Annotated in this window: 8 protein-coding genes; all 8 read left to right on the forward strand. The window is 36.5% G+C overall.

Going from position 1 to position 13,352, the window contains the following annotated elements:
* The first annotated feature begins 112 nt into the window (after positions 1-112).
* The 8 genes from UH1x_RS12830 to UH1x_RS12865 all read left to right on the forward strand — a co-directional run bounded on the left by UH1x_RS12830 (position 113) and on the right by UH1x_RS12865 (position 13,351).
* The gene (locus UH1x_RS12830) at positions 113-1,906 is read left to right on the forward strand and encodes an alkaline phosphatase (RefSeq protein ID WP_482622060.1); all 1,794 of its coding nucleotides are present in this window, start codon (positions 113-115) and stop codon (positions 1,904-1,906) included.
* 101 nt (positions 1,907-2,007) lie between these two features.
* Complete coding sequence (locus UH1x_RS12835) at positions 2,008-2,577, forward strand: RNA polymerase sigma factor (protein ID WP_036152289.1); 570 nt, start codon at positions 2,008-2,010, stop codon at positions 2,575-2,577.
* 120 nt (positions 2,578-2,697) lie between these two features.
* Positions 2,698-3,663 (forward strand): FecR family protein, encoded by a 966-nt coding sequence (locus tag UH1x_RS12840; RefSeq protein WP_482622062.1) that lies wholly within the window; start codon positions 2,698-2,700, stop codon positions 3,661-3,663.
* A gap of 201 nt (positions 3,664-3,864) precedes the next feature.
* Positions 3,865-7,086, forward strand: coding sequence for a SusC/RagA family TonB-linked outer membrane protein (locus tag UH1x_RS12845; RefSeq protein WP_482622063.1), 3,222 nt, complete (start codon positions 3,865-3,867; stop codon positions 7,084-7,086).
* 18 nt (positions 7,087-7,104) lie between these two features.
* A complete protein-coding gene (locus tag UH1x_RS12850) occupies positions 7,105-8,862 on the forward strand; it encodes a RagB/SusD family nutrient uptake outer membrane protein (protein ID WP_482622064.1) in 1,758 nt (585 codons plus the stop codon).
* A gap of 92 nt (positions 8,863-8,954) precedes the next feature.
* Entirely contained in the window at positions 8,955-10,757 is a 1,803-nt protein-coding gene (locus UH1x_RS12855) for a metallophosphoesterase (protein ID WP_482622065.1), read from the forward strand.
* A 175-nt stretch (positions 10,758-10,932) separates the two neighbouring features.
* Positions 10,933-12,207, forward strand: coding sequence for a DUF5690 family protein (locus tag UH1x_RS12860; RefSeq protein WP_482622067.1), 1,275 nt, complete (start codon positions 10,933-10,935; stop codon positions 12,205-12,207).
* Positions 12,194-13,351: a TIGR03364 family FAD-dependent oxidoreductase gene (locus UH1x_RS12865; protein ID WP_482622068.1), complete on the forward strand. Its 1,158-nt coding sequence runs from the start codon at positions 12,194-12,196 to the stop codon at positions 13,349-13,351. The genes UH1x_RS12860 and UH1x_RS12865 overlap by 14 nt, the downstream gene beginning before the upstream one ends.
* The last annotated feature ends 1 nt before the right edge of the window (position 13,352 follow it).

Below are 13,352 nucleotides of genomic sequence, written 5' to 3' on the forward strand. Positions count from 1 at the left end.
TTAAAATAATAATGAAATTTTGACCTCACTTTTGCAATCTGTTAAATTTTATGGAGGTATAACTACCCCCTTAAACTTATTGACCAAACTTCCATACTTATACAATAGACATATGAAATTTCTAAAATTACCAATAGCCTGCTTGCTGTTTATAAACATGTTTGTAGCTGTTGCCCAAGATTATAAAGTTCATTCCCATAACGATTATAAGCAGAATATTCCCTTTTGGAAAGCTTTTGGTGCAGAGGTGCAGTCAATTGAAGTAGATGTTTTTTATAAGAACGGAAAGTTAATGGTTGCCCATGAACAAGGTGAAATAGAAGAAAATAAAACATTAGAGAGGCTCTATTTAAATCCGTTGCAAGAAGCTTTAGATTTAAATTTGTCAGCCAATAGATCTTTGCAATTATTGATTGATGTAAAGACCGATGCTTATAAAACTTTAGATGCTATTGTAGCTAGTCTAAGAAAGTATCCTTCGATAATCAGCAATAAGGATGTAAAAATTGTCATCTCTGGTAACCGCCCGGCATTAGAAGAATATGTAGATTATCCAAATTATATTTATTTCGACTATCAAAGTGTGCAACCGGTAACCGATACAGAAGTACTTGATAAAATTGCCTTGGTAAGTGTTAGTTTTAAGAACTATTCTGAATGGAACGGTAAAGGCAGGCTTACCTCTCAAGATTATAATAAGGTAACAGAGGTCATAGCACAGGCACATCAATTAAAGAAACCTTTTCGTTTTTGGGCTACACCAGACTCTAAATCCGCCTGGAAAGCTTTTGTAAACATGGGTGTCGATTTTATTAATACCGATATGCCCAATGAATGTGTAAGCTATATTTCTTCACTGAATGAAAGGGTAGTGCAGAATTCTATTTTTTCTGAGGCCTATTACCCAACTTTTGAGTCGGATAAAGCACAGCGCTCACCAAAAAATATCATTTTATTGATTGGTGATGGTAACGGGTTAACACAAATATCGGCTACTATTTTAGCAAATAATGGCGATTTGTCATTAACGCAATTAAAAAGTATTGGGTTGATTAAAACCCAATCTGCAGATGATTTTACCACAGATTCTGCCGGTGCGGGTACTGCCATTGCTACTGGTCGAAAAACGAATAATAGAGCAATAGGGACCAATGTAAGTGGTGAAGCTATTCCTAATCTAACCGAAATTTTATCCAAAAAAGGCTTCAATACAGGTGTCATTACTACTGATGAAATTATTGGTGCAACTCCTTCTTCGTTTTTTGCACACCGTACTGATCGGGGTATGGCCGATGAGATAGCATCAGACTTGTACACTTCTCAATTAAAACTGTTCATTTCACAACCAACCTCAGCAGTTAAAGAAATTGAAAATACAGAGTTTGTTATGAAAACAGACCTAAATACTATTGGGACGAGTACAGATGAAAAGGTTGGGGCATGGTTCAATGCTACTAATGAAAAGCCTTTAGCTGTTTATGTTGAAAAACTTGCATTAGCAACTAAAAATGGATTGTCTTTTTTGAATAATAAGAAGAAACCTTTTTTCTTGATGTCAGAAGGCGCTAAAATAGATAGCTATGGGCATGCCAATGATATTAATGGTGTTATTACCGAAAGTATCTCTTTTGACAAGGCCATTTCCGAAGCTTTACAATTTGCCGATACAGATAAAAATACCTTGGTGGTCATAACCGCAGATCACGAAACGGGCGGGTTGACCATACCGCAAGGTAATATTGCTAAACATGAAATTGAGGCAGACTTTACTACTCATGACCATACTGGCGTTATGGTTCCTGTTTTTGCATACGGTCCAATGTCACAAGAATTTCAAGGGGTGTACGAGAATAATGAAATTTTCGCGAAGCTATTAAGCGTATTGGATATAACTACAAGGAAGTAGTTTTTAGCAACTATCTAAAGGTCTTGCTATAGAGATCATTTTACCTAATGTTTACAATGTTATAATATCACTTCAATTAATTTAAGGGAGATTTGTGAACTATGAAAAAGAAGGGTATGGATACTATTGAAATTGAAGATTTGGTTTTGCGTGTTAAGAAATCAGATCAAAAAGCATTCAATACATTGTTCAACGAATTATGGGAACCTATGTATTCTTATGCCTGTTCTATTCTTATGAACGATAGCCTCGCTCAAGATATTGCTCAAGATATTTGGGTAGATTTTTGGCAACGAAGGCATGATTTAGAAGTAAATCATATGAAGTCTTACTTATATAAGGCGATTCGTTATAAGTGTTACAATCATTTAAGAGACCAGAAATTCAACAAGATTCAAATAGAAATGGCAGGTTCGATTTCTGTAGCATCAGAAGTGGATCAAAATGATGATGTAATAGAACTATCTACAAGAATAAATAGTGTTATCTCTCATCTTCCTAAAAGATGCCAGGTGATATTTAGGCTCAGTCGTGTCAACAATATTGACAATAAGGAGATTGCCAGTCAATTAGATATTTCCCAACGCTCTGTTGAGAATCAAATTTCTTATGCTTTACGACAATTACGTAAAGAACTTGCAGTGGCAAAAACGTTGTTTTCCTTTCTTTAGTTTCCTTTTCATTATCTAAAAGTTAAGTGAACGGTTGTTTTGTTAAGTAACCATTAAGCCTGCTTTTTTGAGTGTGCGTACCCCGTCGGTTTCGGTACTTATCATTGTAACGATAGTATAATGACCGAAAAAGAAGTAAAAATACTCATGACCAAGTTCCTTAATGGTACCATTACAGCCAATGAGGAAAAGCTATTAGAAAAGTTCGATGCTTCTTTAATTATTAAAAATGAAGATCGTGTTTTTAAAAGTGATGACCATAAAAAACAACTGGGTAAAAAACTGTTGCATAGAATAGACAGTAAGCAAAATAAGAAGTCGAAAAAATCGTGGCTAAAAGTAGCCGCAGCAATTGCAGTTATTATCAACCTTGGGGTTGTAGCCTATTTTGGTTTGAATGCGGGTAATAAAATTCCTGAAACCGTTTCACAAATAGTTGAAACTACAGATTGGGGTAAACGAAAAGATTTTGTGCTATCTGACGGAACTGAGATAAAATTGAATGCGGGAAGCACCATTTCATTTCCAGAAAAATTTATTGGTAATACAAGGGAGGTAACATTGATAGGAGAAGCTTTTTTTAATGTAGCCAAGAATCCTGATAAGCCTTTCATTATTAAATCCGGAGATGTGTGTACAACTGTACTCGGTACATCATTCAATATTAATGCCTACCCAAAAAGTGATGATATTTCAGTGACCGTGGCTACGGGAAAAGTGCAAATAGGTGCTAAAAACAGTTTAGTATACCTCTTGCCAAATGAGCAGGGAGTGTTCCATAAAAAATTAGATAGTATATCAAAGAAAGATGTTGATATCACAGGGTTGCTCAACTGGCAAATAGGAATCTTGAAGTTCGATGATATTACATTAAAAGAGGCATTGGTCCATTTAGAAAAGTGGTACGGAGTCACTTTTGTAATCAGTAATGAACAACGTTTAGAATGTCATATTTCGGCATCCTTTGATAATGAAACCTTATCCAATGTTTTGGAAAGTATTAGCTATGTGAAAAATGGATTGTCATTTCAGCCTTTGAAGAATAACCAGATTCTGATTAAGGGAAACTGTATAGATAAAAACTAATTAACCAAAAACAACCTATGATGTAGAAACAAAAAAAGAGACAGCCTGTAACACTTTGGCGAGCTAAAACAGACTGTCATTTATTCAACAATTATTATTGATAACAACCATTAAACATTATGTGAAATTATGAATTTGCTAACTATTAAACAATTTATCAAGTTGACATTCAATACGTTTTGTCTCCTTATAATCATGGCGATGCTGAATCCCATACTTGCAGCTGACCTTAGGGGCCAAAAATTAGAAAATTATAAAGTGGATATTGCCGTAAAAGGCGCATCGGTTTTGGATATTTTAGATGATATCGAAAATCAGACGAATTTTAAATTTGTCTATGACCGCAAAGTGGGTAAGTTGAAAAACACCTATAATATTGCGCATGACGGCGTGTCTTTAAGGTCGGTGTTAGAACTAATGGCAAAAGATGCTAACCTTACGTTCAGAAGAATTAACAAAACCATCTCGATAACTGTAAAACCTAAGGTCTACAAAAGAGTGGTAGAAGTTGAGTTTCTCACTGTAAATGGTACGGTAACAGATCAAGGCGGTGTTCCTTTGGTAGGTGCAACTGTACTTGAAAAGGGAACTTTGAACGGAGTTACCACAGATTTTGATGGTAACTTCACCATAGACGTTAAGAGCGATGCTGTATTAGAAGTATCGTATTTGGGCTTTACAACTCAAGAAATAGCGCTACAGGGACAAACTACGTTGACCGTTCAGTTAGCGGAAGATGCTACCCAGCTAGATGATGTTGTTGTAGTTGGTTACGGTACTCAAAAACGATCGGATGTTACCGGTTCTATTGCATCGGTAAAGAGCGAAAACTTTAATAAAGGGGTAGTTGCCAATCCTGGTCAGTTATTACAAGGTAAGGTTGCCGGTGTTAACATTACTTCGGTAAGTGGTGAGCCTGGTGCCTCCCAAAATATCGTTATTCGTGGTATCGGTAGTTTTAGATCAGGTACTTCACCTTTGTTCGTTATTGATGGTTTTGTCATTGATAATACTTCTACGGGTGTAGCTTCCAATCCTTTAAATTTCATCAATCCTCAAGATATTGAGTCTATGGATGTATTGAAAGATGCTTCTGCCGCTGCCATATATGGGGCACGTGCTGCAAACGGGGTAATTGTGATCACGACCAAAAAAGGAAAAACCGGTAAAACGGAAATGAATGTTTCGGTCTCAACTGCTTTTGCAACATTGGCAAATAAAATTGATGTTTTTTCTGCGGATGAGTTTAGAACGCAGGTGCCAGCTGTTGGTGGTACTTTGGTTGATGGAGGTGCAAATACCAATTGGCAAGATGAGCTTACACAAACAGGAATATCTAAAAATGTAAACTTTTCTATGAGCGGTGGTGCTTCAGATAAATTCAACTATTATGCTTCGGTAGGGGTTGATGATCAGGAGGGTACGTTTGCAAATAGTTCTTTAAAAAGATACTCTGGTCGTTTAAACTTAAATCAAAAAGCATTGGATGGTAAGTTGAACGTAGATTTTAATCTTTCCGCTACCAGAACATTGAACAATAGACCAGATGCTAGCGCTACGGTTACAGATATGTTAGAGTTGAATCCTACCGTTCCTTTATACACGAATGGAGAACCAACGATATTGGATGATAACAGATTAAACCCGTTGATACGAAACGAAATTTATGCAGACGAGTCTAACAGCAATCGTATTCTAGCCAATATTTCCCCATCTGTAGAATTTGTAAAGGGGCTAACATATAAACTGAGCTTGGGTGTAGATTATTCTTCTACGAATAGAGATCAGCAACGTGCTCCTTATGCTTTGTTAGAAGATTTAAATCAAGGGTATTTAAATACATGGATTACTACTAACCAAAATACACAGGTAGATAATACCTTGACCTATACATTTGAAAAAGGTGATCATGGGGCAACGATTTTAGTAGGTCATTCGTACCAAGAAGTGTTATTTCAACAAAAGAGATTCGAGCTACAAAGTTTTGCCGACAATGACATTGATCCAAGATATCAAGATCAGATCAGTAGTCAAGAATTTCCTACTAGTTTATTTTCTACTGCAGAGAAGAATGAGTTACAGTCTTTCTTTGGTAGGGTAAATTATGACTATCAAGATAAATATTTATTGACTGCCACTATGCGTGCAGATGGTTCTTCAAAATTTGGAGAGAACAATAAGTACGGATATTTTCCTTCTGTTGCCTTAGGTTGGAATATTAGTAAAGAGAATTTCTTGGCGGAAAGTACAGTTGTCAACAACTTAAAGTTACGAGCTAGCTGGGGGCAAACGGGTAGTCAAGAAGGTATAGATAATAAAGTTTCCTTGGCGAGTTATATTGATAGTAAAAGTGATAATGACACTTACCCTTTAGATGATAGTGCTACTACTTTAGATGGTTACCCTTTTGGTACGGTACCAGCGAGAACTGCCAATCCCAATTTAAAATGGGAGGTAGCTACACAAACCAATATAGGTCTTGATTATGGTTTCTTGAACAATAAGATTACAGGTACAATAGATTACTTTAATAAGGTAACTACAGATGTAGTTTTGTTCGCCAATAGAGTAGATCCAATTCAGCCAACCGAGAAAATATGGACCAATCTTGAAGATTTGGAAATACATAACTCAGGTCTGGAATTTGCATTGGATTTTAGAACAATGATCGGTGAAGATTTCTCATTAAATGTTGGTGGTAATGCTACTTTCATAAACAATGAGGTAACAGATTCTCCTTTTGCCATTATTACCACTGGTGCTGCGCAAGGTGGTGGTCAAACGGGTGCTACGATCAATGGTTATTTAAATAATGAAGCTATCGGTACTTTTTACATGAAAGAGTTTATTGGTATTGGTGATGATGGTTTAAATCAATTTAGAGATGTTAATGGCGATGGTGAAATTTTAGATGATGACCGTATTGCCTCGGGTAGTGCTTTGCCAGATTTTACCTATGCGTTCTATTTGAATTTCGATTATAAGAATTTTGATCTAGGTTTTAACTTCAATGGGGTTTCCGGTAATAAAATTTATAACCATACCGCAATGTCCTCTTTCTCAAAAGGGCAATTGAGCAGAAACTTGAATACAACAGATTTTGCTATTCAATTTCCAAACGAAGATGTAAGCAATTCCAATGAGGTTTCAACGAGATATTTGGAAGACGGTGCTTACTTAAAATTGAATAATGCTACGTTGGGGTACAATCTTTTGGCAAGTAAAATAGGCTTGGGCGATTATGTGAACGATATACGTTTTACACTTACAGGTCAGAATTTATTCATCATTACAGATTATACGGGCTACAGCCCAGAGGTAAATACAGGTAATGCAATAGATGGTATTCAAACTTTTGGTATTGACCGGTATACTTACCCTAATTCAAGAACCATCTTGTTCGGTTTAAATGTATCCTTTTAACATAATAAAACTATCAAAATGAAAAATAAACTAATTATATCGTCATTGTTTCTTGTCGCATTGTTGACATGGAGCTGTACGGATCTAGAAGAAGAATTATTAGATGAATCATTGACCGGTGCCCAGGCAGAAGTTATCAGCGGAGCTATTGCGCCTGCTTACGGCTATATTTCTTGGACTTGGAGGCATGTCAATTATTATGGTCTGCAGCTTATACCCTCAGATGAGGCAATACTACCATATAGAGGAGGAACAGATTGGTTTGATGGTGGTAAGTTCTTGGCGGCACATAGCCATAATTTTACCCCTACAAATGATTTGGTTGCCAGTGGTTGGAATGAGCTTACTACCAATATTTCCAGAACCTTGGCAGCAATTGAAGTACTGACTCCGTTAGCGGATGAAGGAGATGCAGAAGCTGCAGGGGCTTTGTATGAAATGAAAGCGTTAAGGGCTTATTTGAACATGTTGTTGTTAGACAGTTGGGGTATCGTGCTTAAAAAAGAATCATCTGAAGAACTTTCTGAGGTATTGAGAACCCAAGATGCCATTGATTATATAGAAAGTGAATTGTTGTCTGTTGTTGATGTAATCAATGATGATAAAGGACCTGGTAGAATGACACGTTCTGCCGTTTACGGATTCTTAGCAAGATTAAATCTAAATGCTGCTGTATACCGTGATCCTTACGGTACGCCTAATTTTACGCAAGCCGATATGGATGCAGTAATAACATATACCAGCAATATCATAGACTCTGGAAGTTTTTCGTTATCGCCAGAGTATTTTGAACTGTTCAATGATGAAAATCATTCAAATCCTGAGTTGATATTTGCTTTAGATCAACGTGGGGTATTGACAAGGGAGCATAGCCGTTGGGCATATTGGTCTATTGCTGGATCAATGTTTCCTAGACCGGAATGGCCTAGTGCCGATGGTACTGACGGACCTGCGATTACTTCAGATTTTTATCAAACATGGGCAGATGCCTATGGCGATGTAGATCCTGCAGAAGCAGATGCTCGTTTCTACCAAAGAAATACATTGGTGCCAGATGTACAATTGGCAGATTTGGAAGGTCGTGAAAAACTGTTGGAGACAGAGACCGAAGATAGCTTTTACTGTGTGCAAGATGTTGCTTTTGAAATGGACAGAGGTATTCTTCGCGGTATACAGTGGGGACCAAGAAAAGGTGATAACGGTCAGTTTCTTACCTGTGAAGACGGTACGGTTAAAATATTACCTGTAAGACAGGTAAAAGGAAACGGTCCTACACGAGATATTGGGTATGTAGATCACACTTTAGAAATTGATTTCACTAATGAGGGGTCATTGCATAATACAGGATATAGAGTTTCTAAATATCAATTTAGCCGTACCTCACCAAACGGTAATGGTAATAGTAGTGTTGATTTGGTGTTGATGAGATTAGCTGAGGTATACTTAATGAGAGCGGAAGCTAAATTAAGAAATGGCGATACCGCTGGAGCTTTGGCAGATGTGAATATAGTAAGAACATCTAGAACGGCACGCCCAGAACAAACGCCCGCTCCTTTATCTTCTATAGATGCGGATGACTTATTTCGTGAGCGTGGTTTTGAACTGTATTGGGAAGGGTTTAGACGAGGAGATCAAATACGTTTTGGAAAGTATGAAGATAGCTGGACAGAAAAAACGGATACAGATGTAAATCATAGATTATTTCCTATACCACAAAGTGCCGTTGATGGTGCTTCTGGTATAGATGGTTTCTTGGATCAGAACCAAGGGTACTAAAAAGAAAACATGATTATTTAGATACGGCAAGAACTCATGTTCTTGCCGTTTTTATTTCCTATATAATTGTTTTCGCAATTTAATTTCAAAGTATGAAGCGTTTTATATCCTTTTTATTTGTTCTAATGATGCATTTGGTATGCAGTTCTCAAACTATAAAGAGTGAAGTTCAAATTGCCTTCATGGCCGATGTTCATTTCGCAGATGTATATCCTGAATTGAAAGATTTAAGTATTGATGTATATACCGATACCGTGAATGGTAAAAATGTACTCATACGTTCCATGGAATCGCAATTGCATTCTACCCGATTGTTCAATGAAAATTATTTCGCTTTTCAAGCTGCATTAGATGATGCTGTGGAAAGAAGAATTAAAATCATTGCAATGCCTGGTGATTTTAGTGATGACGGTCAGCCAATGCATATTAAGGGGTTAAGAAAAATAATGAACCATTATGTTGACAAGTACAACGTGTCTTTTTTTATGGTAAATGGTAATCATGACCCTACTAGACCTTATGGTAAACAAGGCGGTGAGCGCGATTTTCTAGCTAACGATGGTCGACTACAACCTATTATGAGTACCGACGGGTTATATACATCAAGCTCTAATGGGGTAAAGCCTACAGTTATTTCTAAAGAAATTTCAGAATGGGGCTATAAAGAGATTTTAGAAGAGTTGGAAGACTATGGCTTTTTTCCACAAAAACATTACACGTATTGGGAAACACCTTTTTCTGCGTACACCTATGAACAATATACGTATGAAAAAGCAGTAATGGTATCTAAATTGGGTCAGAGAATTGTAATGAAGAATGAACCCTTAAAAACAATACCAGACGTAAGCTATTTAGTAGAACCGGTCGAAGGTATTTGGCTTTTGGCAATAGATGCAAATGTGTATACACCAAAATCAAGCGGTGACGGATTTAACGGTTCTGGAATAGGATATAATGAGGTATTGAAACATAAAAGATATTTACTGAAATGGACTGAAAAAGTGGTTAAAAATGCGAATCGTTTAGGTAAGACCTTAATTGCATTTAGTCATTACCCTATGGTCGATTTCAATGACGGGGCAACCGATGAAATGAAACAGTTATTCGGTGCCAAAAGTTTTCAAGCACATCGTGTACCCAATCAGGTGGTAGGTGTAATTTTTGCCGATATGGGATTGAAAGTGCACGTAGGTGGGCATATGCATTTAAACGATACAGGTGTCATAACTACCCCAAAAGGCAATACATTAACGAATATTCAGACGCCTTCATTGGCTGCTTATGCGCCTGGCTATAAAATTATTACAGTAGGGAATTCAGATAGTTTAGAAGTGGAAACGATTGTGTTGGATTCGGTGACTTCTTTTAATTCTTTTTTTAAGAACTATAAAGTGGAGTATAATTTTTTAGCGGATAATTTTCCTGGTAGATTATGGGATGATACCATTTTAACATCTACCAATTACAGAGAATTCACCAATACACATTTGCAGGAATTAATACGTTGGCGATTATTACCCTCAGATTGGCCAGAACATATTAGAGAGTTGTTAATTGGTAAAACCGGATGGCAATTAGTAAAGCAAGTATATACCGAGCAACTATCTGAAAGGGAAATAGTAATAAAACTGAATGATAAGGATCTTGCTATAACTGATTTTGAAAATTGGACTGGGGAAGATTTGATCCTAGATTTTTATCGTTTTAGAAATGCCGATAAAATAGCTTTGAAAGATATTGACGCTACAAGATTGAAAGCATATCACTTCTTGTTTAATGCATTGCTTTCACAACCCAACCATGAAACAGTAGTTCCTCTGCAACAATTTGCACGAATTTTTCAAAAACAGATGAATGGGGAAGAGTCTGAGAACTTCAAAATCGATTTAAACTAGTTGAATACATTTCAACAATCTCCTCAATAAATCAGAGGTTTAACTTATTCTACCACTTTTTATAACCATCTAATAACATTAAAAAAGTTACTAATAGTAAATAAATATTGATTTTTGAAGTAAATATTTACTATTAGTAAACAAATGTTGCGTGTTTAAAATTTCTAAAATAAATATGAACGTACTTCTGAACGGAGCTTTTGCTTCATTCGGACTCTACTTTTGTATGTACGCTTTTAGAAAGCCTTTCTCGGTAGCAACATTCGATGGTCAACTTTTATTCGGTATCGATTATAAGATACTTCTCATTCTGGCTCAGGTAGTGGGGTATATGCTTTCAAAATTTATTGGTATTCGGGTAGTTTCAAGTTTAAAGGCACAGCATAGAGTAGCCTACCTTACGGGTATGATATTATTTGCAGAGCTGACACTTGTTTTATTCGGACTATTGCCAAAACCTTATAATTTTATCCTTTTTTTCTTCAACGGACTCTCTTTAGGGATGATTTGGGGAATTACCTTTTCTTATTTAGAAGGTAGAAAAATGACCGAAATTTTAAGTATTATTCTATGCTCAAGTTTTATAGTTTCTAGCGGGGCAGTGAAATCCGTCGGGTTATGGTTAATGACCACATACAGCATTTCAGAGTTTTGGATTCCGGCTGTAACCGGTGCAATCTTTTTACTTCCGTTTTTTATATGCCTGTCTTTTTTAAAGAAATTACCACCGCCAACGACCGAAGATATTAGTCTTAGGAAAAAGAGAAAACCAATGTGTGCGGCAGACCGCAAGCAAGTGTTCAAAAGATTTTCTTTTCCTATTATAATTTTGGTGGTCTTTTATACCGCGCTTACGGCATTGCGAGATTTTAGGGATAATTTTTCTAGGGAATTATGGGACAGTGTAGGCTATGCCGGTGATGCTTCTATCTATACCTTGGCAGAACTTCCCATTGCATTTTTAGTCTTGCTGGTACTGGGGTTGTTTGGTTTGGTGAAAAATAATTTTAAGGCATTTATGGGCTTCCATTTCTTGTTGATATTGGCAAGTATACTTGTGGGTGTTTCTACCTTTTTATTTCAGCACGGAGCTATGTCTCCCGTATATTGGATGGTACTCATAGGTTTTGGGCTGTATGCCTGTTATGTTCCTTTCAACTGTATATTTTTCGATAGAATGATAGCAACATTTAAGATTAAAGGAAACGCTGGCTACCTTATTTATATTGCTGATTCTTTCGGCTATTTGGGTAGTATGGCTGTGTTGCTCTATAAAAACTTTGGACAACCCAACAGTTCATGGCTTCAGTTTTTTGTAAATGCTACCTACTGTATTGCATTTTTGGGCGTTGGTGTTTCCGTAGTGTCAATGTTCTATTTTCAAAAGAAATACAAGCAAGATAATTCTAGTTTCCATTTTAAAATACCTATGGTTAATGGCAGATATTGAGTATGATTTAGTTGTAGTTGGTGGTGGTGTATTGGGTACTTTTCATGCCTATCACGCTATGAAAAAAGGATTAAAAGTGGCTTTGCTCGAAAAAGATGCCATGCCCAAAGGGGCAACCGTTCGAAATTTTGGGCAGGTAGTGCCATCTGGCATGAATACCAAATGGCAGCAGTACGGGCGTAAAAGTTTAAAGATTTATAAGAAGATTCACGCCAAATTCGATATTTCGGTACGTCAAGAAGGTTCTATTTATTTGGCTTCTAACGATGAGGAAGTTCAGCTTTTAGAAGAGTTAAAGGAAATTAATCGTGCCAATGATTACACCTCTATACTATTTACAAAGACGGAATGTCTTAGAAAATATCCCGGTCTAAACGAACAATATGTAAAAGCGGGCTTATTTTTTCCGGAGGAAATTACCGTAGAACCCCGTACCATGATCGGTCGTGTACATAAATATTTAAAGAAAAAGGGTGTCAGTATTTTTTACAAAGCCAAAGTCATTGAATGCAACACTCTAAATAACGAGGTAAGTACACAATTGGCCAATGGTAGAATGCTGTTGTCTTCTAAGGTGATTGTCTGTAATGGCAGTGATTTTAAAACTTTGTATCCAGAGATGTTCGCTACCAGCGATTTAGAAATTTCTAAGTTGCAAATGATGAAGACGAAATCACAGGGTGATTATAAAATTAGTGGTTCTATTTTAACGGGACTGTCCATTAGAAGATATGAGGCTTTTGCAGAATGTCCGTCATATTTAAAAATCAAATCCAAAGAACCATTGGATAGCTTAGAAAAAAAATGGGGTATACACATTTTGTTTAAACAAGCTATGGATGGCGGTGTAATTCTGGGGGATTCTCACGAATATGCCGATGCGGATGATATGGATAACCTTGGGTTTGACCTTAATATGGAGATTGATAATCTAATGCTGTCAAAAGCTAAAGAAATTTTCAGCTTACCTACTTATGAAATAGAACAACGCTGGTTTGGTATGTATTCTCAATGTAAAAACGCCGATATTTATGAGCGTACCATTGATAGAAATATACATATCATAACCGGTATTGGCGGTAAGGGAATGACGGGCAGTGCCGGTTTTTCAAAACATAACATTCAACAAATTTTTAATATTTAGC

It is taken from the genome of Maribacter sp. UH1 (assembly GCF_056839145.1).